The sequence below is a fragment of the Shimia thalassica genome, assembly GCF_001458215.1.
In the GTDB taxonomy this organism is placed as follows: Bacteria; Pseudomonadota; Alphaproteobacteria; order Rhodobacterales; family Rhodobacteraceae; genus Shimia; species Shimia thalassica.
This window is the reverse complement of the sequence record NZ_CYTW01000003.1, coordinates 89,997-113,569: the sequence shown is the minus strand read 5'-3', so window position 1 is coordinate 113,569 and position 23,573 is coordinate 89,997. Positions and strand designations below refer to the sequence as shown.

Sequence of the window (23,573 nt, the reverse complement as noted above, 5' to 3'; positions counted from 1 at the left end):
ATCCTCTCCCGCCCTTACGCGTTGAAGGGCATGTTGAATGCTTTCAACAGGCTCTTCGCTTCCGCGTCATTGTCAGCGGTGGTGGTGATTACGATGTCCATACCCCAGTTTTCGTCGACCTTGTCGAAATCGATTTCCGGGAACACGATGTGCTCTTTCAAGCCGGTGGCGAAGTTGCCACGGCCATCAAACGACGGCTTCACACCACGAAAGTCGCGGATGCGGGGCATCGCGATGGTGATCAGGCGATCCAGGAATTCGTACATACGGTCGCCACGCAGGGTCACCTTGGCACCCATCGGCATGCCTTCACGTACACGGAAGCCAGCGATCGAGTTTTTCGCCGTGGTGGTCAGAGCTTTTTGACCGGCAATAACGGTCAGGTCAGCTTGAGCGGACTTGGCTTTTTTGCTGTCTTTAACGGCTGCACGGCCACAGCCGATGTTCAGAACGATTTTCTCCAGCTTTGGAGTCATCATGTCGTTCTTATAGCCGAACTCTTCTTTCAGAGCGCCACGGATGGTGTCCTGATAAAGAGCTTTAAGACGCGGTGTGTAGTTTGCATCATCAAGCATCGATCACGTCCCCTGTGGTTTTGGCGAAACGGACCTTCTTGTCACCTTCCATGCGGAAGCCAACACGAGTCGGTTTGCCGTTGGCGTCAAGCATCGCGAGGTTCGAAAGCTGGATTGGCATCGCCTGAGGGATGCGGCCACCTTGCGAGGTTTGCGACTGACGGGTGTGGCGGATGGCAACGTTGATGCCTTCCACGATGGCTTTGCCTGCTTGGGGGTCAACAGAAGTGATAGTACCTTCTTTACCCTTGTCCTTGCCGGCAAGTACGACGACCTTGTCGCCCTTTTTCAACTTAGCAGCCATCTTACAGCACCTCCGGGGCGAGCGAGATGATTTTCATGAAGCTTTTGGCGCGCAGCTCACGAACAACTGGTCCAAAGATACGTGTACCTACTGGCTCATTGTTGTTGTTCAGGATTACGGCTGCGTTGCGATCAAAACGGATCGCTGTGCCATCATCACGACGGACTTCTTTTGCGGTGCGCACGACGACGGCCTTGCGGACGTCACCTTTCTTAACGCGACCACGGGGGATGGCTTCCTTAACCGAAACGACAATAACGTCGCCTACGGATGCGTACTTACGCTTGGAACCACCCAGAACCTTAATGCACTGAACACGGCGAGCGCCGCTGTTGTCAGCAACATCCAGGTTTGTTTGCATCTGGATCATGTGGTTTCTCCCGACCTTTGGGGCGCCGATGCGTGGCGTAGCCCCCAGGGTTTCGATAAACTGATAGGTCTATCGCCAGGAGTCTCGAATGAGACTCTTAGGCTTCTAGAACTTCCCAGCGTTTCGTTTTCGACTTAGGCGCACATTCGATGATGCGAACCTGGTCACCTACTTTGTAGGTGTTCTGCTCATCGTGAGCCCGGTACTTTTTGGACTTACGAATGGTCTTCTTCAGAACCGGATGGGTGAAACGACGTTCAACCGATACGGTGACTGTTTGGGCGTTGGCGTCCGAAGTTACGGTGCCAGTCAGGATACGTTTGGGCATCTTATGGCTCCTCTTATTCCGCTGCCGCTTGGGCTTTTTCGTTCAGAATGGTCTTCACACGTGCTGCGGCACGACGTGCCTGACGGATGCGAGCCGGGTTTTCCAGTTGGCCGGTGGCCTGTTGGAAACGCAGGTTGAACGATTCTTTTTTCAGATTGGCCAGCTCTTCACGAAGCTGATCCGGCGTCTTATCACGCAGTTCGTTGGCGTTCATCGCCTTTTCCTTTCTCATACATCAGAAGGCCCCCTGATTATGTGAGGGGTTACCTTTTGACCTGATGGACAAATGATAAACACACGAATCCCCTGAACGGGAATCCGCGAGATGGCGGCTTATACGGTTGGGGCGGTGAGTTAGCAAGGGAAAGTTTGGGGCTTTCTGCCTTTATTTATTGGCCGTAGGAGAACGGCCCAAACGTCGGCCTGCATAAGACTGCCAAGCAGCCTCCGCCCCTCCCCGTGGGAAAGGGCTTCCCCCGACACAGGGTTAGGGGCTGGCCTTATTCAAAAAGCGGCTTACTTGCCGCGCACTGTGTCGATCATCAACTGCACATTCTCGGGATCGGCATCCGGTGTAATGCCGTGACCGAGGTTGAAGATGTGGGGGCCTTTGCCAAAGGCCTCGACGATCTTGCGGGTTTCCGTGACGAGTTCCTCGCCGCCGGTGACCATGTGCGAGGATTTGAGGTTGCCCTGAACACAGCCGTCTTTCTGGACGTTCTTTGCCGCCCACTCGGGTGTCACGCCATCATCCAGCGCCACGCAGTCGGCTCCGGTTGCTTCTGCGAATCCGACATAGCGTTCACCTGCACCGCGCGGGAAGGCTATGATGGGCGTGTCGGGGTGTTTGGCCTTGAGCGCCGCGATAATCTTTTTCGCAGGCTCCAGCGCGTATTTGTCGAAATCGGCACCTTTCAGGGATCCGGCCCAGCTGTCGAACAGTTTAACAACCTCGGCACCGGCCTCGATCTGTTTCGAGAGATAATCAATGGTGCCTTCGGTGATCAGGTCGATCACCTGATCAAACAGCGCGGGGTTTTCATCCTTGAGCTTGTGCGCCGGGCCTTGGTCGGGCGTGCCGCGACCGGCAATCATATAGGTGGCAACGGTCCATGGCGCGCCAGCAAAACCGATCAGCGTGGTCTCGGACGGCAATTCGCGGCGCAGGATGCGGACGGTTTCGTAAACCGGGTTCAGCGTCTCGTGGATACCGTCCACACCGGACAGCTTGTCAAAGTCGGCCTGTGTCTCAATGGTCGACAGGCGCGGGCCTTCGCCGGTTACAAACCACAGATCGGCGCCCAGCGCCTGCGGCAACAACAGAATGTCGGCAAACAGGATCGCAGCGTCAAAGCCATAGCGGCGGATCGGTTGCAGGGTCACTTCGGCGGCCAGCTCGCTGTTGTAACACAGCGACAGGAAATCTCCGGCCTCGGCGCGGGTGGCCTTGTATTCAGGAAGATAACGGCCCGCTTGGCGCATCATCCAGATGGGGGGCGTATCGAGGGTTTCACCGGCCAATGCCCGCAGGATTTTCTTTTTCTCAGTCATATCGCACCTCATAGTTCTGGCAATTTTGCCCAGCGTTGACATGGGTCAATGTCTCTGCCGGTCAAATCATGCCTTTTCTGGCCGGAAATTGTCCTGCCCCTTCGGGATCAAAGCCGTTCGACATGCTTGGTCACGCGCACGCGGCGTGATGTCAAGCACCGATGGCTTGTCAGGACACCCTGTCGCGACTAATGAACGGATATGACTTTGACTCTGCCCTCCCCCGCCTCGCCCCTCAAGATCGGCACACGTGGTTCGCCGCTGGCTTTGGCCCAAGCCTATGAGACCCGCCGCCGTCTGATGGCGGCATTCGACCTGCCGGAAGAGGCGTTCGAGATCGTGATCATCAAAACAACTGGCGACGATGCGGCGCTTATTGCCAAGGACAAGCCCCTCAAAGATCTGGGTGGAAAAGGCCTGTTCACGAAAGAGATCGAAGAAGACCTTTTGTCCGGTGCCATCGACATTGCCGTGCATTCGATGAAGGATATGCCCGTAGATCAACCCGAAGGCCTGTTGCTGGACACCTACCTGCCACGCGAAGACACGCGGGACGCCTTTGTGTCTCCGCATGCCAAATCCCTGGCCGATCTGCCGTCGGGTGCCGTTGTGGGCACCTCGTCGTTGCGCCGCCGCGCGCAGTTGTTGAATTATCGCCCAGACCTCACTGTGGTCGAGTTCCGCGGCAACGTTCAAACACGCTTGAAAAAGCTGGGCGATGGCGTGGCTGACTGTACATTTCTCGCGATGGCCGGCCTTAGCCGGCTGGGCATGAAAGAGGCAGCCGCCTCGGCAATCTCGCCAGAAGAAATGCTGCCTGCCGTTGCGCAGGGCGCAATTGGTATCGAGCGCCGCGCCGATGACGCCAACACGGCCGAATTGCTGGTCACAATTCATGACACCCCTACCGGACAACGCCTTGCCGCAGAGCGCGCGTTTCTGGCGGCGCTGGACGGGTCCTGCGAAACACCGATTGCCGCGCTGGCCGAGCTGGATGGCGACACCCTGCGCTTGCGCGGTGAAGTCTTGCGCCCCGACGGTTCAGAAAGCCTGAGCGAAGATCGCACAGCCCCGATCGAGCAGGGCGCAGAGCTTGGTCGCGAGATGGCGCAAAGCCTTTTGGCCAAAGCCGGCCCCGGCTTTTTTGACTGGCGCGGATGAACATTACCACTGCGCACATGTTTCCTTCCCCGAAACAATTGGGGTGGGAAACAACGATTTCCTAACAAAATCCTACTAAATCCTCAAAAGAGCACGTCCCGCTCCGCATTTCCGCCATGTTTGTCTGACGAAATGGTTCGCATTTAAGGCTATTCAGAAAGGGAGAGCCATGAACGCGCAAGTCGGTACAAACATTATGGGTGTCGCCGGATATCAAACCCTGTCAGCAACACAGGGCAAAGCGGGGTTTACTGTTCGCGAGGTTAACGGTCATTTTCGCCATACCTCTCGAAACGAAGCAGTGGTGCGTTTTCTAGGGATCGTCATTATTCTTGGGGCATTCATTCAACATTTGGTCCCTGACACACTCTTTGGCGGCAATCCGGCCATGACCAAAGTTCTTCTGTCCGTGGCGTTTTCCTGTGTCGGGATCGCTTTGTATTCCTTTGCAGTACGCGGTCACCGCAGCGAGATCGTGTTTGATCCGCTTCGTCAGGACATTTGCATTTCCAAACTTGATCGTCGCGGCAATCTACGCCTCACCAAACATATCCCGCTTAGCCAGATCAAAAGCATCTACGTCCTGAAGGCCGAAACACCCGGCGTTCCGTCAAAGCTGCGTGTGAAAATGATGGGCGACCAACCGGAAATTTCAGCCCTTCGCGGACCCTATGAAGAGATCGAATTGATGCACCGTCAACTCTGTCGGGTTATCCGGATCGCGCAATCCTGACAGGCACCAGACCAGAACAATAAGCGGCGGGGAAGACCCCGCCGTTTGTGTATTTTAGACCCACTTTGCCATGGGCGGCAGGCTCATAAGCACCGCGTTCGCATCGTGACCGGTTTCCAGCCCGAATTTGGTTCCCCGATCATAGACAAGATTGTACTCGGCATAGAGACCGCGATGCACAAGCTGTGCGTCTTTTTCGCTTTGACCAAAGGTCGCTGTGCGCCGCTTTTCGATCAGCGGAACAAACGCTGGCAGGAAGGCGCGACCGACATCTTGAATAAATGCAAAATCGGCCTCCCACTCACCCGTGTTATAGTCATCCAGAAAAATGCCACCAACGCCGCGCGCGCGCCCGCGGTGAGGGACATAGAAGTATTCGTCAGCCCACTCTTTGAAGCGCGGATAATGCGCAGGGTCGTGTTTATCGCAATGAGCTTTTTGGACCCCATGGAAATGGGTCGTATCCTCGGCGTACTCAAGACAGGGATTCAAATCGGACCCGCCGCCAAACCACCAGCCATGCGGGGTCCAGAACATGCGTGTGTTCATATGAACCGCCGGACAGTGCGGGTTCTGCATATGCGCCACGAGGCTGATGCCACTTGCCCAGAAACGCGGATCGTCTTTCATGCCGGGCAAACCTTTTCGGGCGGCCATCGCCGCCTGCGCGCGCTCACCCAATTCACCATAGACTGTCGAAACGTTCACGCCGACTTTTTCAAAGACCCGCCCGCCGCGCATGACAGACATCAATCCGCCACCAGCATCCGAGCCGTCTTCGCTTGACCGTTTGGTTTCCGTGACCTCGAAACGGCCGGGTGCCTGATCTGAAAAAGGGCCTTCAGCATGACTGTCTTCCAAGCCTTCGAATGCCGCAACGATCTGGTCACGCAAGTCGCGAAACCATGCAGACGCGCGTGCTTTTTCGGTATCCATCTGAGTGCTCATCTGCTTCCCTCTGCAAATTCTTTGCCAGAGTGCTAGCAGGGCTGTGGTCAATTCGCCAGCGCACTATGGCCGCAGCGCGAGGTGCCGCGCCAATTACGTGGCCTCCCGCAAATGGCTTTGGGTCAACGGGGGCTGACGGGGTCAGTGCGCCGGAAGATCCACCGGATCGACAAGCGTTCTGCCGCCATCCACCGTTACGACCTGTCCGGTCATGAAACTTGACGCTTCTGACGCAAGATACTGCACCGCGTCGCCCAGTTCATTCGCCGAGGCAATACGACTTAGCGGCGTGCGCTTTTCAATTTCCAAGCGGAATTCGCGGTTTTCCTTCAGGGTTTCCTGAAGGCTGGCCGACATAACCGACCCGAAAGCCACCGCATTCACGCGAATACGCTCTGGCGCCAGAGCAACGGCCAGCGAGCGCGTCATCTGTTCAAGCGCGGCATTGGACACGGAATAGGCCAACAAATCGGGGTGTGTGCGACAAGACGAAATGGACGACAGGTTCACGATGGACCCAACGGGCCCGTCTTCACGACCCTCGGCCTGTTTTATCATCCGTTTGGCCACACATTGCGACAGTCGCAGCGCGGTCAGCATATTCTGCTGCAACAGCACCTCGACCGAGTCGTCATCGGGGTCCAGTGGATCACTGGGCATGATCTGGCGACACGCATTAACCAGAATATCGACGCTCTCGAAGGCATCAATGGTGGCCGAAAGCAAATTCTGGATTGTCAGTTTTTCGCGAAGATCACCTGCAAAATAGCGGATGTTGCCATCCTCACGGTGCCCCCCCAATTCGTCCGCAAGACGGCCCTCGTCCATGTCCGCAAACATGACATTCGCGCCGTGATCGGCAAAATGTCGCGCCACAGCAAGGCCAATCCCGTTGGCTGCGCCGGTGATGATGGCAGTCTTACCTGTAATCGTAAAAGACATGAGAGGCCTCCGAATGATTCTGGAAGATCAGATTATGGTGTATTAGCCGCGTGCCCGCGCGGGGCGCGAGGCCCAGAGCACTTTGAAGCGGTTGTCGCCCGCGACTTCTTCGGTCTTGGCAAAAAGCGTGTCCAATGTTGCCTCATAAGGCAAGTGACGATTGGCAACCATCCACAGTTGACCACTCGGGGCCATCATCTTGGCCGCCGCTTTGATGAAATCAACGCCCAAAGACGGTTCTGCACTTCGGCCTGTGTGGAAAGGTGGGTTCATGACAACCGTATCCATACGGGCACGCGCCTGCCATCTTCTGACATCGGCCCAATGGAATTCGGCCCGGTCATCTTTGATGTTGTCTTGCGCACAATCCAGCGCAACGCGATCGCCTTCGATCAGGTAAAGCGTTTCCACTTCTTCGTGCTTTAACACCTGCGCGGACAGGTATCCCCACCCGGCACCAAGGTCTGCAACGTTCCGCCCAAGTTTCGCAGGCAGGCTCTGAGCCAACAAAAGAGACGCCGGATCAATTGCATCTGCCGAAAACACACCGGCAGCGGTTACAAAATCATCCGAAATCTTTTGACGCAAAGGCGCGCGCCAGTCATCAAACGATCCACCGGAAAACCAGAACAATTTTCCATGTGCCTTGGCCATGCTGCCGTCAAGATCCGCCCGTTTCCGGCAATCCTTGAGATAGCTTTCGACGCCATCCGTCTTTTGCCCATCCACAATGACGGTTCCTGCACAGGCTACAGCCCGCGCAATCAGGTCACGGGCCTGTGCCTTGGCACGTGGCAAGCACACCAATGCAAAATCATAAGAGCCGTCTTCGTGCACCACACAGTCAAAGCCGGCCGCCGCATAAGCAGCATGATCCACTTTGAGTGGCTGGATAATCTGGCATTTGGATTTCGGCAGCGATGACAAATCGAAACCCGCCATTGGCGCAAAGACCGCAATACGGGATGCATGCGAAAGATCGAGACCGTTATCCTGAACGGCCATCGTGAGGCGGGATTGTGACATCTGCGATTTGGATCCGTGCGTTGGCGCGGATCACTCCTTTTCCATGGTGCATTGTAGAGGGTGCTGGTGCCGACGTGCCATATCCATCACCTGAGTGACCTTGGTTTCGGCAATCTCGTGGCTGAAGACACCCACAACAGCAAGACCCTTTTTGTGTACGGTCAGCATAATTTCGAAAGCTTCCGCATGGGTCATGCCAAAGAACCGCTCGAGAACATGCACGACAAATTCCATTGGCGTATAGTCGTCGTTCAGCAACATAACCTTGTAAAGTGGTGGACGGCTTGTGCGTGTACGCGTTTCGACCGCGACTCCGAAATCTCCGTCGTCGTTGTCTTCGCCGGACATGATCAAAGGCTGCACTTGCATGGTTGGTTTAGAATCCACTACTGACGTTCGACGGTGTATATAACCTCTCTACCCCGTTAGAAAAGAGCCTCTGGCGCAATAATCAAGTGCAAGCATGACCAAAAACCTAACAACGATCGGTTTCGATGCAGACGACACCCTTTGGCACAACGAACGTTTCTTTCGTATTACACAGGATCGGTTTGCCGAACTGCTGGCCGATTATGTAGCCCAGGACCACCTTGAACAGCGGCTTCTCGAGGCGGAAAAGCGTAACGTGGGGCATTACGGGTTCGGTATCAAAGGGTTCGTTCTGTCCATGATCGAAACCGCAATCGAGGTCACTGACGAAAAAGTACCGACCTCAGTCATAGCCGAGTTGATGGCCGCCGGACGAGAGATGCTTCGGCATCCGATTGAATTGCTGCCCCACGTGCGAGACGTTGTAGAACAACTTGGAGAAAGTCACAGACTTGTCCTGATCACGAAAGGCGACCTGCTGGATCAGGAAAGAAAGCTCGCGCAGTCCGGATTGGGTGATTTCTTTGACTGGGTCGAGATCGTGTCGAACAAAACAGCCGATATCTATCAGACCACGTTCGCGCAACAGGGGGATGGCCCACAACGCGCGATGATGGTTGGAAACTCGATGAAGTCCGACGTCGTCCCCGCAATCGAAGCAGGAAGTTGGGGGGTCTATATCCCTCACGGCCAGACGTGGGAGTTGGAATTTGCCGAAGCTCCGGAAGGTGAACCGCGGTATTCAACACTGGAAGAGCTGTCAAACCTTCCCGATCTGGTGCGGGACATCGGATGATATCTTCCCTCCGATGGGGGGCAAAACGAGCGGCGCGACTCTGGTCGGCGTAATCCGTGTTTCATATAGGCGACTCTACGCCCAGCATGTCGCAAACAACCAAATCATATTTGCCCCATTTTCGACACAATCGCCAATGTTGCGGCACAGCGGTCTTTGCCCCCCAAATATTGAAAAAACATTCACGTAACGTGGATGTTATCATTGCATTCATGGGGTTTATTCGATTCAGCGCCTGTGTTAGCCTGACTGCAGAAAATAACAGGCCAGACCGGAAAACCGGCGGCACGAGGCAGAAAAAAAGGCAGTTTCAAGTGAAGGTTCGGCACACTCAGCCGGCCCGATTGGGGCTAATTGTGTTGGCAGCTGTATGGCTGTTGGCATGTCTTCCCATATCGGCAGCGGCGGCACCTTATGCAGCAATGGTGATTGACGCCCGTTCGGGCGAAGTCTTGCACTCTCGCAATGCTGACACACGTCTGCACCCTGCTTCCTTAACCAAGATGATGACGCTTTATATTGCCTTCGAGGCGGTCGAGCGTGGTGAAATCTCTCTCGACACCAAGGTGCGTATTTCCAAAAACGCTGCCGCCGAGCCCCCTTCCAAGCTTGGCCTGAAGGCGGGTCAGCGCATTGCGTTCCGGTACCTGATCCGCGCCGCAGCAGTTAAATCGGCAAACGATGCCGCGACAGCCATCGGTGAGGCCATTTCCGGCTCTGAAGCAAAGTTTGCGCGCCGGATGAACCGGACTGCGCGGGCGCTGGGAATGAGCAATACAACCTTCAAGAACGCTCATGGCCTAACCGAATCCGGCCATTTGTCGACCGCACGGGACATGACAACCTTGGGGCGCCACCTGTTTTACGACTATCCCGATTACTATAACCTGTTCTCCCGCCGTTCGACGAATGCCGGGATCAAGGAAGTGTCCAACACGAACCGCAAACTTCTGGCGGCTTACCGTGGTGCAGACGGCATCAAAACCGGATACACCCGTGCCGCAGGTTTCAACCTTGTTGCCTCGGCGGAACGTGGCAACGAACGGATCATCGCAACGGTTTTTGGGGGGCGCTCGACCGCAACCCGCAATGCCCGAGTCGCCGAATTGCTTGATATGGGCTTTCAGCGCGCCCCAAGCCGCGTTGCCGTGAACAAACCCGCACGCCCGAACTATACTGCGGATCCGGGTGCAAAACCCGCCGCTGGCAAAACCATTCGGGTTTCGACGGCAGTGACCAAAAGCTTGCGCCCCAAGCTGCGTCCACGGGCTAACGAGCCTGCAAACCAGGCCGTGGTTGTCGCCACCGCGACCGAAATCGAACATGATATCCAATCGGCTTTGCTCGAAGCCCAGAGCGAACGCTCTGGTGAAAGCGACAGCGCCGTCGTTTTGGCCAAAGTCGAGGCAGAACCGGAACCCGAACCGCAGGTCGTCACACGCATCTCGACGTCTGGTGGGCGCCACTGGGGTATCAACATTGGCCGCTTCCAAAGCCGCTATGCCGCCGAAAAGCAGCTGTTGAAAACCGCCCTTGCGGAAATGAGCACACTGGATGGAACGTTGCGCAAAGTGGTCAAAAACTCTCGCGGGTTTGATGCCAACTTTGTCGGAATGTCACAGGAAACCGCGGATCTGGCATGTCGTCGCCTGCAGGCCCGCAAGATCACCTGTTATACAATCGGCCCCTCTTAATCACGGTTGCGTCCCGCCAACGGCTGGGCCAACACTGTGTGCATGAGTAACCTTGTCTTCCCCGCCCCCGCCCCGACGTTACTGCCTATTGCGGGCAGTGATGCGCTGTTTCCTGTACGACGCATTTTTTGTGTTGGACGAAACTATGCGGAACACGCCCGCGAAATGGGCAATGATCCCGATCGGGAGCCGCCTTTCTTTTTCACAAAACCAACCGATGCTGCGATGACCTCGGGTCTCACCCTGCCTTTTCCGGTTGTCACCCAAAACCTGCACCACGAGGCTGAACTGGTGGTCGCTATTGGCACAGGTGGCGCAGATATTGCCGCTGAAGACGCTGACGCGCATATCTGGGGATATGCCGCAGGCAACGACCTGACCCGTCGCGATATACAGGGGGATGCCAAGGCATTGCGTCGCCCATGGGACATGGGAAAGGGATTTGATGCCTCTGCCATCATCGGCCTTTTGCACCCTGCGGCGCAGACAGGTCCTATGGCGGCGGGGCGTATCACCTGCAAGGTCGATGGAGATCTTCGCCAGTCTGGTGATCTGTCCGAGATGATCTGGCCCACGGATCAGATCATCGCATTCCTGTCCAAACTGGTGTCCTTGGCACCGGGCGATCTGATCATGACAGGGACACCCGCAGGCGTAGGGCCGATCCAGAATGGGCAAACCTGCAAGGTCGAGATCGAGGGCCTAAGCCCTGCCTCGGTCACCTATCGCTAAAGACGTATCCAAACAGAAACCGCCCGGTTATTGGCCGGGCGGTTTTCGGTAGGATCATCCCCTATTTCAGGGCTTTGGATGATCATCGTACTCATCACTCAGAATACGACGCGCGTCCCCTTCGGGATCACTGTATTGGTCGCTTTTGAGCGTATAGATGAAGAACGCCAGTCCAATGCCCCCCAAAAACAGGGAGACCGGGATTAGGTATGAAAGAACTTCCATTTTGTAAGTTTACCTCAGGCGCAGCGCATTCAGCGAGACCGTAATAGAAGACGATGACATCGCCAATGCCGCAATCAGCGGCGAACACAGGCCTGCAATGGCCAAGGGAACCGCGATGATGTTGTAGACCGTGGCAATCCGAAAGTTTTCGCGAATACGTTTGATCGCAGAACGCGCAGTGATCAATGCATCCGCAATCGGGCTCAGGTCGCTGCCCAAAAGCACGATATCCGACGCAACCCGTGCGGCATCCAGCGCCGAAGCGGGAGAAATCGACACATGCGCCGCAGCCAGAGCCGCTGTATCGTTCAGACCATCGCCGACCATAAGAACATGTTTGCCTTTGGCCGAAAGCGCCTGAACTTTCGCGGCCTTGTCTTCTGGCAAGGCCTCGGCAATCCACTTTTGAATTCCCAAACGATTGGCCAGCGCCTCGACAGCACCGGTAGTATCGCCCGAGATCAACATGACATCTTTGCCATCTTCAAGAAGCGCTTGAACGGCTTCCTCCGCGCCATCACGCAAAGAGTCTGTAAACGTGAACGCGCGTACGGTGCCATCCGGCAAAGCAAGGAAGGCTGACGTTTGCGCCAGGGCGGTTGCCCCCACCCATGTGGCGCGCCCAAGACGTACACGCTGTCCGTTCAACAACGCTTGTGTACCAAATCCTGGAACCTCTTCAATATCGCTCAGCTTGGCGGGTTTGATGCCAGCGGCGCTGGCCGCCGAGACAATCGCCATCGACAAGGGATGTGACGAACCCATCGCCAAGGCCATCGCAAGCGAGACGTCATCCTGATCGAAGTCACCCAAGTTGGTCAATTCTGGCGTGCCGGCGGTCAGGGTTCCGGTTTTATCAAAAACAACGGTATCGACCTGTGCAAGACGCTCTAACGCGGTTGAGTGTTTGATCAACATCCCCTTGCGAAACAAACGCCCCGAAGCCGCTGTTGTCACAGCGGGCACAGCAAGGCCCAATGCACAAGGACACGTGATGATCAAAACAGCAGCGGCAATATTCAATGCCGTCCGCACGTCCCACGTGTAGATATACCAGCCGACAAAAGCCAAGGCAGACAGGATATGCACACCGGGCGCATAGAGCCGCGCAGCCTTGTCCGCCAAGGATGTATAACGTGATCGACCGGATTCAGCGACCGCTACAAGATCAGCCATGCGATGAAGGCTGGTTTCCTGTCCAACAGCAGTGGCACGAATGACAAGCGGCCCTGTCAGGTTCACTTCACCCGCGCTCACGCCCAAACCGGGCTCGGCAAACACAGGAAGCGTTTCACCCGTCAATAGCGACCGATCCAATTCGGACTGGCCTTCAACGATATTGCCGTCAACAGGCATGCGTCCGCCGGGACGCACCAGAACCAGATCACCCACAGACAGTTCAGTCACCTGAACAGTGTGTTCTTCACCATCAATGATGCGGACTGCGCGCGGCACTTCCAGCGCGGCAAGCTCTTCCGCGGCCGAGCGCGCCACGGCGCGTGTACGGTGATCAAGGTAACGACCGGTCAACAGGAAGAAGACCAACGTCAATGCCGCATCAAAATAGGCGTGCTCGCCTGACAGCATGGTTTCCCAAAGCGAGGTCATGACCGCAAGCGAGATTGCCAATACAATCGGCACATCCATATTCAGGCGGCCGTTCTTGAGCGCCGACCAGGCGCTTACAAAGAAGGGCTTTCCCGAAAAGATGATTGTCGGAAGCGCGATTGCCGCCGAAATCCAGTGGAACATGTCGCGCGTTGCGGCCTCTGCGCCGGACCAGACCGACACCGACAACAACATCACGTTCATTGATGCAAAACCGGCAACCGCCAAACGCATCAACAGATCGCGACCTGCCTTGTCATTCTCTGTGGCCGACAATGTGCCCGCATCCAGTTCGTGCGCCTCATAGCCGATACCTTCAAGCACAGAAACCAGATCTTGTGCGGTAACGTCGCTTTCGGCCTCGATCGTCGCACGTTTAAGCGTCAGGTTAACCCGGGCCGTTTTGACGCCGGGCTGCTTGTTCAATTCACGCTCGACCGCAGAGATACAGGCCGCGCAATGAATTGTCGGCAAAGACAGGGCCAACCGTGCGTCTTTCTGGGCCTCTTGCTCGGCCAGTGCCTCGGCAGCAGGACCTGCTGCACAAGCCGGACAAGCCGAGACATTGGGGCGCATCGCAACCGTCATCGGATCACCTTTTTACATGCAGAATGACACGTTGGTTGAACTCGGTTCCATCGGCCGCTTGCGCGGTCATCCGAATGTTCCAGTTGCCATCAGCCAAAGTCATAGGTGCCACATATGCAGTACCATCAAACTCGAAATTCGGCTGGATGTCGTCTTTGACATGGGTTGCGCGCCCCAGAACCGCGTCGAGGTTTGTCACCTCGACAGGTTTTCCCAGATCATCAGTGATCGAGAGGATCAGCAGACCACCAACGTGGCGCGCCGAGACATCCCAACCCAAAGCTTCCTGTGCATCCCGACGCACATCGAACTCCTGACTTGCGACATAAGAGTTTTTGACCTCAAGTCCGGGAAAGGTTTTGACCGCGGAAAAGGCCAAGGCAAGGTTCACGGCAATGATAATGCCAAAGGCACCCGCAAATATCATGAAGACGTGCCGACCTGTAAGCTGACGTTCAGACATCATTTGACCTTTCCGTTGAATACAGTGTCTTTATACACGCGATCCCCGTTGGATGCATCCTCTACCCAAATCCGGAATCCGCTGCTTTGGGATGTTGCCGGAACCGAATTGCGTGGCGCCAGCACATAGACACGCTGCAATTTCATTGTGTCCGCAGGCACGGTTACAGTTTCGTATGGTGTGCCTTCAAGCGATACGCGCAATGACGGATCCCCTTTGATCGAGATGCGGAAAGGTCGATCTTCGCCGTGCTTGTTGCGCAAGCGGACCTCATAGGTGTTTCTGATCGTCCCATCGGAAAGGGTAACAAACGTTGGGTTACGCACAGGTGCCACTGTCAGGTCAATTTCGCTGCGCATGAACAATGCCACGACAAGCGCAACACCGACCAGCGACCACAAGCTGGTATACATGATCGTGCGCGGGCGCAGGATGTGCTTCCAGATGTTTTTGGGTTCTGTACCAGACCGTTCGTTCTCTTCATCGGACAGAGCCAGATAGTCGATCAACCCGCGTGGTTTGCCGATTTTGTCCATGATGTCATCACAGGCATCAATACACAGCGCGCAGGTAATGCACTCAAGTTGCTGACCGTCCCGAATGTCGATGCCCATAGGACAGACATTCACACAGGCCATACAGTTGATGCAGTCTCCGTGCGCATCTTCAGGTTCGTCTTTGCGGGCTTTGCCGCGTGGTTCCCCACGCCACTCACGATACCCGACCGTCAGCGTGTCTTCATCCATCATCGCCGCCTGAATACGGGGCCATGGGCAGGCATAGATACAAATCTGTTCGCGGGCGATCGCACCAAAGAAAATGGTCGTGAAGGTCATCACGGCAATTGTGGTATAGGCAACCGGATGGGCGGTGCCCTGGATCAGATCAACCAACAGGGTCGGTGCGTCCGTAAAATAGAACACCCAAGCGCCGCCAGTGGCCAGAGCGATCAAAATCCACGACAGATATTTGGTCAAACGCAGGCGAACCTTGCGCAGATCCCACTTTTTCTGACGGTGAAGGCGCAATCGCGCGTTTCGGTCGCCCTCGATCCATCGTTCGACCAGAATAAACAAATCGGTCCAAACGGTTTGTGGACATGTATAGCCGCACCAAACGCGGCCCAGTGCCGAGGTGAACAGGAACAGCCCCAGCCCCGCCATCACCAATAGCCCAGCAACAAAGTAAAATTCGTGCGGCCAGATTTCGATCATAAAGAAGAAGAAGCGCCGGTTTCCAAGATCCAGCAACACGGCCTGATCCGGAAGGCTTGGCCCGCGATCCCAACGAATCCAGGGTGTTAGGTAGTAGATACCCAACGTGACGGCCATAATTATCCACTTAAGGTTACGAAATGTCCCTTTGACCCGTTTGGGAAAAATCGGTTCTCGGGCTGCGTACAGACCTGGTTCGTTGTCGGAGGTGCTCACTGGAATCACTCGCGCATATAGAATTCACTGATTGTCTTTTGCAGCTTTGCCACCGCAATGACTTTGACATGTGTCAAATTATGTTTTTCAGATACAGGTTTTCCACAGATACCACAGTCTTGGCGATCACGTCGTGGTGATCTTCGGCGACTCCGGTGCTTCCCGCTTGAAGATGTATCCAAGTATGATATTTTATAGGAAGTTACGATGTCGGCTTTCCAGGAAACGCGCGAACAGGACGGAAAGCCGACACCATTTTGTCAGCGGTAAATACCCCGCTGGCAACTTTGCCCCGAAACGAAACGATCTCGTTCATGGGGTTCTTGCCACCTAATCTGAGCTATTCTTCTGCTTTGTCCTTTGACCCAGATCAAATGGCATGCATTATTCACCTTGGGAGCGGAAATTTTATATCCGAGGGAGGCCGGAAAATTTCCGAAGTTAAGACTGAGCGCAAATCGCTCGACGCCGCAGAGATCGGCGCCGTAGCGCACCTCTATCGTGGCGAAGTGTATCGCAGCACTATCTGGCGCACGCGACTGGACACGACAACCAACTGGGCCGTGGTCACACTTGGCGTTGCTTTATCGATTTCCTTTGCCTCGCCGGATGCATCTCCCCTGCCCTTGGTGCTGGTGGGTGTCCTCATCATCTTTTTTCTCATGCTCGAAGCGCGCAGGTATCGGTATTTCAACGTCTGGCGTGCGCGGGCGCGTTGGCTCGAAACCCACTTTTATGCGCCGATGTTGTATGACGGGGATCTGCATCTGGAAGAGAACTGGCAGAAAGAACTGGCGAACGATTATTTACGCCCCAAATACCACGTGGGTTTTCTGACTGCTGTCGGGCGCCGAATCCGCCGCAACTATCTCTGGATTCTGATCATTCAATCACTGGCCTTTGCCGGCAAGATCGCTGTGCACCCGACGGCCGTGCAAAGTTTCGAAGAAGCCTTCCGTCGTGCAGATGTTGGCCCACTGCCCGGAGAGGTTATTGTCGGGTTTGGGTTCGTCTACATGATCGCATGGACTTGTCTGGCGATCTGGAGTGGAAAGAACGATGCAAAGCGGGCGGCCCTGCGCAAAACAGACAGCGCGATGGGCTAGTCACGTTTTTGCGCCAAGCGCCGCAACCACGCCCGAAACAATCGCGCCGAAGGGCGCAGGGCATCCGGCTGATACACGACGTGATAGCCCTTTTCACACGAACCCTCGAACAGAAGCACCAATCGTTCTGCCTTTAGGTCGTCTTCGACCCATGCGCGCGCGGTAACGGCAACCCCCTGCCCGTTTCGGGCAGCCTGATCCATCAGGTTCCCCGGCAGGTGGATCATCCCGCCTTTGACCGTGCCATCATGCACGCCGTTTTCAGACAGCCAAACCGTGCTTTCCGAAGTGCCAAATTCCTGAAGCCATGGAAAATGAACCAGATCGGCAGGGGACATGATTTTTTGATCGCCGATAAGTGACGGCGCGGCGACAACGGCAATAGATGAAGGCAAAAGTTCTTCAGACTGCAATCCATCCCATCGTCCGTTCCCGTACCGGATGCAGACATCGATCCCGCCAGCCGAAGGGTCTGTCAAAGAAGGGTTCGGATCGATCATGATATCGATGTCGGGATGTTTTTCCCGAAACTCTGGCAAACGCGGCACCAGCCAGTTCGACGCAAACGCAGGCGTGGTAGCAATATGAAGTGGGCGCACGACCTCTTTTGCAGTCAGATCCTCGACCCGTTGGATCATGGTCGAAAACCCATCCAGCAACGCCTCTGCGAGCTGACGCCCCTCAATCGTCAATGACGCCGACCGCGCAGATCGATCCAGCAAGACGATGCCTAAATGGGTTTCAAGGTTGCGTATCTGCTGGCTGATTGCCGCATGGCTGACGTTCAAAGCCGCCCCGGCAGATTGCACCGATCCTTTTTCGGCAAAGGCCGCAAAGGCACGCAAAGCGCTGAGCGGGGGAAGATGGCGCCACTCCATATGTAACCTCTACTTACACGTTCTCTTTATTCCAGACTCGTAGATTTGGCCAAATTCATTCATTTTTCAAGACACATCCTGCAACTAATAGAGGTCAGCCATGATACAGATTCTTTCAAATTCGTTCCATTTGGCCACAGGCCAAACCCCGATAAACCAAGGCCCTAAGCCCAGTAGCCCCCCGCCAAATCCGAAGCGTTGATCCCAATGCGAAAAAACCGCGGCGAGAATTTCACCGAGGCATACAAAGCTAACGTTGTGAGGAAATGGAAACACCGGCTTTCCAGGAAACGCGCGAACAGGACGGAAAGCCGGTGGCCAAACCAGGATCATACAACCCCGGAATTCAAATAAAGGCGGCGCTCAACGCGCCGCCTTTGATACTTTATTCGCCGCCGCCCAACTGGTGGACATAGACAGACACAGCGCGGATCTGCGCCTCTGTCAGACGACCAGCCTCGCTGGCCTCACGCGACCAAGGTGGCATAACGCCATAACGGCTGTAGTTTACGGTTTCCGTGATATCTTCATAGCTTCCGCCATAAAGCCAGATTGCATCCGTCAAGTTCGGAGCACCCTGCTCACGGTCGCCAGTACCGTCTTCCATGTGGCACGAAGAACAGTTGTCTTCGAACACAACAGCACCAGCCTCGACCATAGACGCATCGTTGGCCTCTTCGCCCGACAGGGTCATCACGAAGTTAACAACTTGAACGATTTCCTCTGGCTCCAGCATTTCGCCGAAAGCAGGCATTTCGGAATACCGCGCATCATCGTCGTCTTCGTTACGAATGCCGTGGCTGACAGTTGTGTGGATGGCTTCGATGTCGCCGCCCCACAGCCAGTCATTGTCCAGCAGGTTGGGATATCCAACCGCGCCGGCAGCACCGGAACCGTGACACTGGGCACACCAGGTCTTGAACACCGCTGCACCAGCCGAAACCGCATAAGCGTTCAGCTCGGCGTCTCCGGAAATGGCTGTCAGTTCAGCTGCTTCAAGCTTGGCATTGATCGGGGCCAGTTTCGCCGCTGCCGTGTCGATGTCGATCTGTACGTTTTCACGTGTAGACCACCCCAACACACCGGCAGTTGCGCCTTTGATACCCGGCCAGGCCGGATACATGATACTATAACCGATCGCCCAGACGATACATGCATAGAAGATATACACCCACCACTTTGGCAGTGGATTGTTATACTCTTCGATACCGTCCCAGCTGTGGCCGGTCGTTTCGACCTCTTGGCCTTTTTGTACAGGTTTCTTACTCATGTCCTCGCCTCCTTAATCCGTGGCGGGTTTGTCTTCGTGCCGAAACGGGATGTCTGCTGTTTCGCTATATTCCTTGGTGGAGCCTGGGCGGAAAACCCAGACAATCACACCAACGAAGAAGGCGAACAGGAAAAGCAACATCCAGCTGTCGGCAAACTCACGTAGAAGGGAATATGTTTCCATGTTCAGCTTCCTTACCGCGACGCATCTGGAGTGAAGGTTGAGAAATCAACCAGCGTACCCAGCATTTGCAAGTATGCGACCATCGCATCCATTTCCGAAACACCTTCATGGCCATCGAAATTGCGGACACTTACCTTGTCACCATAGCGTTCAAGCAGACCATCATAGTCGCTGTCGGGATCTGCTTGCGCCGCAAAGTCAGCCTGTGCGTTCGCAATCATATCCTCGGTGTAAGGTACACCGACGAGGGCGTTGGTCGCCAAGACATCACCAATGTACTTACCATCGATCATCTTGCGCTCGAGGAAGCCATACTTGGGCATCACAGATTCCGGCACAACCGACTGCGGATCACGCAGGTGGTCAACATGCCAGTCATCCGAGTAGCGACCACCAACACGAGCCAGATCAGGACCTGTCCGTTTTGAACCCCACTGGAAGGGGTGGTCGTACATCGACTCTGCCGCCAGCGAATAGTGGCCGTAACGTTCGACCTCATCACGCATTGGACGGATCATCTGCGAGTGGCAGACATAGCAGCCTTCGCGGATATAGATGTTACGACCAGCCATCTCGAGAGGTGTGTAAGGACGCATGCCCTCGACCTCTTCGATGGTGTTTTCCAACCAGAACAGCGGTGCGATTTGCACGATGCCACCGATGGTTACGACCAAGAAGCTGAAGATCAGCAGGAGAGTCGCGTTGGTCTCGAGGATTTTATGTTTATCGAGAATTGCCATTGCTCCGGACCTCCTTATTCAGCCGGGACTGCAGTTGCGAGCGGCTCTTTTGCCGGCGCAGCGCGTACAGTCATATACAGGTTGTAACACATGATGATTGCACCGGTCAGGAACATCAGACCGCCAACACCACGCACGACGTACATCGGGAACTTCGCAGCAACCGTGTCAGCGAACGAGTTTACAAGGAAACCGTTTGCATCAACTTCGCGCCACATCAGACCTTCCATGATGCCGGTGACCCACATCGAAGCAGCGTAAAGAACGATGCCGATTGTCGCCAACCAGAAGTGCCAGGAAACCAGCGACAGCGAATACAGACGCTCGCGCTTCCACAGAACCGGAACCAGATAGTACAGAGCACCGAAAGTGATCATGCCGTTCCAGCCCAAAGCACCAGAGTGCACGTGGCCAATTGTCCAGTCAGTGTAGTGCGACAGCGAGTTCACAGCGCGGATCGACATCATCGGACCTTCGAAGGTCGACATGCCGTAGAAGCCAACCGAGATAACCATCATACGAATGATCGGATCGGTGCGCAGCTTGTCCCAAGCCCCCGACAGGGTCATCAGACCGTTGATCATACCACCCCACGACGGCATCCAGAGAACGATCGAGAAGACCATACCCAGTGTCGACGCCCAGTCGGGCAACGCGGTGTAGTGCAAGTGGTGTGGACCTGCCCAGATATAGATGAAGATCAGGGCCCAGAAGTGGATGATCGACAGCTTATACGAGAAGACCGGACGCTCGGCTTGTTTCGGAATGAAGTAGTACATCATGCCCAAGAAGCCCGCGGTCAGGAAGAAGCCAACAGCATTGTGGCCGTACCACCACTGGGTCATCGCGTCTTGCACGCCCGAGAAAACCTGAACCGATTTGGAACCGAAAACCGAAACCGGGATCGACAGGTTGTTCACAACGTGCAGCATCGCAACGGTGACGATGAAGGACAGATAGAACCAGTTGGCAACATAGATGTGCTTTTCTTTACGCTTGATAACCGTGCCCAGGAACACAGCCAGATAAGCGAGCCAAACAACAGTCAGCCACAGATCAACATACCATTCGGGTTCTGCGTATTCTTTCGACTGTGTGCCACCCAGCAAATAGCCGGTCGCAGCCAGCACGATGAACAGCTGATAGCCCCAGAAAACGAACCAGCTCAGGTTGCCGCCCCAAAGACGGGCTGCCGAGGTACGTTGTACAACAAAAAACGACGACGCGATCAGGGCGTTACCGCCAAAAGCAAAGATCACTGCCGACGTGTGCAGCGGGCGCAGGCGGCCAAAGTTGGCATAGCCCTGTGCCCAATCAAAGTTCAACGCCGGAAAGGCCAGCTGGAAAGCGATAAAGACGCCTGCCAGAAAACCGACAACACCCCAAAAGGATGTGGCGATGACACCGGCGCGGACCACGCCGTCAAGATATTCGTTCTGCGGGGCAACTTTTGTGTCGCCAACACTCCGCAAGGTCCAGATAAAAAGGCCACCCGACACCAACGCCACGATAATAGCGTGAATCTGGTAAGCCACATCGCGCGCATAGTTTGCGGCAATCATCGCGAACAGCGTGACCACAGCAAGCGCGATAAGCTTGATATAATTCAACATTTTGCGTCCCTTCGTCTTGCCGGAAATGATTCGTGTTGTCTCCGACGATTTTAGACTGATTGTCTTTTGCGTTCGCACGCGCAGCAATACCTTGATCTGAGTCAAAGCAGAACTGATCGAATTCGCTCCTATTTAGAACAGACGGGCCGATTATCTCATGATCGCCCAATGTTTGTACCTTTTTCCATAGGGAGACCCAGATGGCTTTTAGATCATTGCTGTCGGTTGTAACCGATGCAAGCCTCACGGAGCCCACACTCACGCAGGGGATTGCCCTCGCGCAGGTACTGGATGCTCACTACGACGCGCTTTGCCTTGGTGTCGATCGCAGTCAAACCGGATACTATTACGCAGGTGCCAATGCGATGATCCTGCAAGAGACGCTAAGCCGCGCCCAAAAAGAGAGCGAGAAACTCGAAGCCCAGGCGACCGCGCTTTTGGGGGCGTCCGGTATTCGGTGGGGCACCGAAGCAGGTGTTGCACAGATCGCGGACTTAGGCCGCCATGTGGCGGCACGTGCGCGCTTTTCTGATTTGGTCATTCTGCCCCAACCATACGGCGAAAAGACCGGAGCAGAGCTCGAGCCAACGATGGAAGCGGCCCTGTTTGAAGGGCAGGCACCGGTTTTGATGATCCCCACAGAAGGCGATCCGATCCGCACCCCCAAGAAGATTTCGATCGGCTGGAATGAAAGCAGCGAGGCCCTGGTCGCCATTCGCGCCGCCATGCCCTTCTTGGTCAAAGCGGATTCGGTGCATGTGGTTGTGATTGACCCACCAACCCATGGCCCGAACCGGTCTGATCCCGGTGGCATGCTGTCACAATATCTTGCGCGGCATGGTGTGCGCGTCGAGATTGATGTGCTGTCAAAGACCCTGCCACGTGTTTCGGATGTTCTTATTCGCCACGCCAAGGACACCGAGTGTGACATGCTGGTGATGGGCGCATACGGACACTCACGGTTCCGCGAAGCCATCTTGGGCGGCGCGACACGTAATATGCTGGAACAGGCAGACATACCGGTCTTCCTCGCCCACTGATAATGTGGCCCAGAAACAATAGAAAAGCCCGGCCAAGTGTCGGGCTTTTTCTTTGCAACATACGGAATTTAAATAGAAAGGTCGCGGCTGTTCCGTCTTAGACCATGATACCGCCGTCTGCGTCATCGCCGGCTTCTTCCAGCAAACGAGACAGATTCGGGATCGTGACGTGGCGCTTGCCTTCCAGATGGATAACGCCGTCTTTCTTGAGCGCCGAGATCTGGCGGCTCACGGTTTCAAGCGTCAGTCCGAGGTAATCCGCCATCGCTTCACGGGTGAGTGGCAGGTCAAAAACCAGCGTGTCTTTCGAGACGTCGACCTTCAGCGATGCATCGCGGCGTGCAAAAATAGACAGCAAAGATGCAATCTTTTCACGAGCCGTTTTACGCCCCAAAACAAGCATCCATTCCCGAGCGGCGTCCAGTTCATCCAGAGTCATCTCGAGCAAACGCTGTGCGATATGGGGGGTTTCCATCATCATCCGTTCGAACGGCTTCTTGCGGAAACAGCACATAACAAGATCAGTGGTTGCAACAACATCGTATGCCGCACCATCACGACCGGGCCGTCCGACAAAGTCCGAAGGCAGCAAAAGCCCCACCATCTGGGTGCGACCGTCTTCCATTGTCTGCGTCAGCGTCGCAATTCCAGACACAACCGATCCAACGAAATCCATCTGGTCGCCCGACCAAATAAGGGTCTGTCCCGCCTGGAACGAGCGATAGTACTTGATTTGCTCAAGCGCTTCCAACTCATCCGTTTCGCACCGTGCACAAACGGCCCGGTGACGGATGGGACAATCCACACAATCATGCGGATTACTTAGTGAAGGTTCTTTGAGCATATTCATTGTTCGCGCTTGATCTGTGTCAAGGTTAGCCTTGACCCGATGCGCATAAG

At 55.3% G+C, this 23,573-nt stretch carries 27 protein-coding genes; 7 read left to right on the top strand and 20 right to left on the bottom strand.

Translation table 11 applies throughout. The annotated features are described in order from the left end of the window. Positions 1-14: 14 nt before the first annotated feature. The 6 genes from rplE to hemE all read right to left on the bottom strand — a co-directional run bounded on the left by rplE (position 15) and on the right by hemE (position 3,128). Positions 15-575 (bottom strand): 50S ribosomal protein L5, encoded by a 561-nt coding sequence (rplE, locus tag PH7735_RS13765; protein ID WP_058311978.1) that lies wholly within the window; start codon positions 573-575, stop codon positions 15-17. Next, on the bottom strand, positions 568-879 hold the full coding sequence (gene rplX / locus PH7735_RS13760) for a 50S ribosomal protein L24 (protein ID WP_058311977.1): 312 nt from the start codon (positions 877-879) through the stop codon (positions 568-570). Before rplX ends, rplE begins: the two co-directional genes overlap by 8 nt. Position 880: 1 nt before the next feature. After that, positions 881-1,249 (bottom strand): 50S ribosomal protein L14, encoded by a 369-nt coding sequence (gene rplN / locus PH7735_RS13755; protein ID WP_058311976.1) that lies wholly within the window; start codon positions 1,247-1,249, stop codon positions 881-883. A gap of 97 nt (positions 1,250-1,346) precedes the next feature. After that, positions 1,347-1,577, bottom strand: coding sequence for a 30S ribosomal protein S17 (rpsQ, locus tag PH7735_RS13750; RefSeq protein ID WP_058311975.1), 231 nt, complete (start codon positions 1,575-1,577; stop codon positions 1,347-1,349). Positions 1,578-1,590: 13 nt separating this feature from the next. Further along, a complete protein-coding gene (gene rpmC / locus PH7735_RS13745; RefSeq protein ID WP_058311974.1) occupies positions 1,591-1,791 on the bottom strand; it encodes a 50S ribosomal protein L29 in 201 nt (66 codons plus the stop codon). A gap of 302 nt (positions 1,792-2,093) precedes the next feature. After that, entirely contained in the window at positions 2,094-3,128 is a 1,035-nt protein-coding gene (gene hemE, locus PH7735_RS13740; protein ID WP_058311973.1) for a uroporphyrinogen decarboxylase, read from the bottom strand. A gap of 201 nt (positions 3,129-3,329) precedes the next feature. On the opposite strand from hemE, the gene hemC reads away from it, so the two are divergent. After that, positions 3,330-4,289 (top strand): hydroxymethylbilane synthase, encoded by a 960-nt coding sequence (gene hemC / locus PH7735_RS13735; protein WP_058311972.1) that lies wholly within the window; start codon positions 3,330-3,332, stop codon positions 4,287-4,289. Between the two features lie 169 nt (positions 4,290-4,458). Next, positions 4,459-5,022: a hypothetical protein gene (locus PH7735_RS13730; protein ID WP_058311971.1), complete on the top strand. Its 564-nt coding sequence runs from the start codon at positions 4,459-4,461 to the stop codon at positions 5,020-5,022. A 54-nt stretch (positions 5,023-5,076) separates the two neighbouring features. Here the strand turns inward: PH7735_RS13730 and hemF are convergent, their stop codons facing one another. From hemF to clpS, 4 genes are all read right to left on the bottom strand, one after another. Next, positions 5,077-5,970 carry an oxygen-dependent coproporphyrinogen oxidase gene (gene hemF, locus PH7735_RS13725; RefSeq protein ID WP_058311970.1) on the bottom strand — a complete coding sequence of 298 codons (894 nt, stop codon included), beginning with the start codon at positions 5,968-5,970 and terminating at the stop codon, positions 5,077-5,079. A gap of 141 nt (positions 5,971-6,111) precedes the next feature. Then, positions 6,112-6,912, bottom strand: coding sequence for an SDR family NAD(P)-dependent oxidoreductase (locus PH7735_RS13720; RefSeq protein WP_058311969.1), 801 nt, complete (start codon positions 6,910-6,912; stop codon positions 6,112-6,114). Positions 6,913-6,954: 42 nt separating this feature from the next. Beyond that, the gene (locus PH7735_RS13715; protein WP_058311968.1) at positions 6,955-7,938 is read right to left on the bottom strand and encodes a class I SAM-dependent methyltransferase; all 984 of its coding nucleotides are present in this window, start codon (positions 7,936-7,938) and stop codon (positions 6,955-6,957) included. A gap of 30 nt (positions 7,939-7,968) precedes the next feature. Further along, on the bottom strand, positions 7,969-8,307 hold the full coding sequence (gene clpS / locus PH7735_RS13710; RefSeq protein ID WP_058311967.1) for an ATP-dependent Clp protease adapter ClpS: 339 nt from the start codon (positions 8,305-8,307) through the stop codon (positions 7,969-7,971). A gap of 94 nt (positions 8,308-8,401) precedes the next feature. Between clpS and PH7735_RS13705 the strand changes: the two genes are divergently transcribed. From PH7735_RS13705 to PH7735_RS13695, 3 genes are all read left to right on the top strand, one after another. Next, positions 8,402-9,103 (top strand): HAD family hydrolase, encoded by a 702-nt coding sequence (locus tag PH7735_RS13705; RefSeq protein ID WP_058311966.1) that lies wholly within the window; start codon positions 8,402-8,404, stop codon positions 9,101-9,103. A 314-nt stretch (positions 9,104-9,417) separates the two neighbouring features. Continuing rightward, entirely contained in the window at positions 9,418-10,797 is a 1,380-nt protein-coding gene (locus PH7735_RS13700; RefSeq protein ID WP_058312258.1) for a D-alanyl-D-alanine carboxypeptidase family protein, read from the top strand. Positions 10,798-10,839: 42 nt separating this feature from the next. Continuing rightward, positions 10,840-11,529: a fumarylacetoacetate hydrolase family protein gene (locus tag PH7735_RS13695; protein WP_058311965.1), complete on the top strand. Its 690-nt coding sequence runs from the start codon at positions 10,840-10,842 to the stop codon at positions 11,527-11,529. A gap of 66 nt (positions 11,530-11,595) precedes the next feature. Here PH7735_RS13695 and ccoS read toward each other — a convergent pair whose 3' ends face one another. From ccoS to ccoG, 4 genes are read right to left on the bottom strand one after another with little or no spacing between them, the layout of a single operon-like run. Then, positions 11,596-11,754 carry a cbb3-type cytochrome oxidase assembly protein CcoS gene (gene ccoS / locus PH7735_RS13690; protein WP_058311964.1) on the bottom strand — a complete coding sequence of 53 codons (159 nt, stop codon included), beginning with the start codon at positions 11,752-11,754 and terminating at the stop codon, positions 11,596-11,598. A gap of 9 nt (positions 11,755-11,763) precedes the next feature. After that, a complete protein-coding gene (locus PH7735_RS13685; RefSeq protein ID WP_058311963.1) occupies positions 11,764-13,950 on the bottom strand; it encodes a heavy metal translocating P-type ATPase in 2,187 nt (728 codons plus the stop codon). A 4-nt stretch (positions 13,951-13,954) separates the two neighbouring features. Next, entirely contained in the window at positions 13,955-14,413 is a 459-nt protein-coding gene (locus PH7735_RS13680; RefSeq protein ID WP_199534999.1) for a FixH family protein, read from the bottom strand. Further along, the gene (gene ccoG / locus PH7735_RS13675) at positions 14,413-15,843 is read right to left on the bottom strand and encodes a cytochrome c oxidase accessory protein CcoG (RefSeq protein ID WP_058312257.1); all 1,431 of its coding nucleotides are present in this window, start codon (positions 15,841-15,843) and stop codon (positions 14,413-14,415) included. Before ccoG ends, PH7735_RS13680 begins: the two co-directional genes overlap by 1 nt. A 374-nt stretch (positions 15,844-16,217) precedes the next feature. Between ccoG and PH7735_RS13670 the strand changes: the two genes are divergently transcribed. Further along, a complete protein-coding gene (locus PH7735_RS13670) occupies positions 16,218-16,949 on the top strand; it encodes a DUF2270 domain-containing protein (protein ID WP_082645260.1) in 732 nt (243 codons plus the stop codon). Here the strand turns inward: PH7735_RS13670 and PH7735_RS13665 are convergent. From PH7735_RS13665 to ccoN, 5 genes are all read right to left on the bottom strand, one after another. Then, positions 16,946-17,827 carry a LysR family transcriptional regulator gene (locus PH7735_RS13665; protein ID WP_058311961.1) on the bottom strand — a complete coding sequence of 294 codons (882 nt, stop codon included), beginning with the start codon at positions 17,825-17,827 and terminating at the stop codon, positions 16,946-16,948. The genes PH7735_RS13670 and PH7735_RS13665 overlap by 4 nt on opposite strands. A 385-nt stretch (positions 17,828-18,212) precedes the next feature. Continuing rightward, complete coding sequence (gene ccoP / locus PH7735_RS13655) at positions 18,213-19,097, bottom strand: cytochrome-c oxidase, cbb3-type subunit III (RefSeq protein ID WP_058311959.1); 885 nt, start codon at positions 19,095-19,097, stop codon at positions 18,213-18,215. Positions 19,098-19,109: 12 nt separating this feature from the next. Continuing rightward, positions 19,110-19,280, bottom strand: coding sequence for a cbb3-type cytochrome c oxidase subunit 3 (locus tag PH7735_RS20345; protein WP_082645249.1), 171 nt, complete (start codon positions 19,278-19,280; stop codon positions 19,110-19,112). Between the two features lie 11 nt (positions 19,281-19,291). Then, positions 19,292-20,020, bottom strand: a complete 729-nt coding sequence (gene ccoO / locus PH7735_RS13650) for a cytochrome-c oxidase, cbb3-type subunit II (RefSeq protein ID WP_058311958.1) — start codon at positions 20,018-20,020, stop codon at positions 19,292-19,294. A gap of 14 nt (positions 20,021-20,034) precedes the next feature. Then, complete coding sequence (gene ccoN / locus PH7735_RS13645; RefSeq protein WP_058311957.1) at positions 20,035-21,633, bottom strand: cytochrome-c oxidase, cbb3-type subunit I; 1,599 nt, start codon at positions 21,631-21,633, stop codon at positions 20,035-20,037. A gap of 200 nt (positions 21,634-21,833) precedes the next feature. On the opposite strand from ccoN, the gene PH7735_RS13640 reads away from it, so the two are divergent. Then, positions 21,834-22,673: a universal stress protein gene (locus tag PH7735_RS13640; protein WP_058311956.1), complete on the top strand. Its 840-nt coding sequence runs from the start codon at positions 21,834-21,836 to the stop codon at positions 22,671-22,673. A 97-nt stretch (positions 22,674-22,770) separates the two neighbouring features. Here PH7735_RS13640 and fnrL read toward each other — a convergent pair whose 3' ends face one another. Next, a complete protein-coding gene (gene fnrL, locus PH7735_RS13635; protein WP_058312255.1) occupies positions 22,771-23,517 on the bottom strand; it encodes a transcriptional regulator FnrL in 747 nt (248 codons plus the stop codon). Positions 23,518-23,573 lie beyond the last annotated feature (56 nt).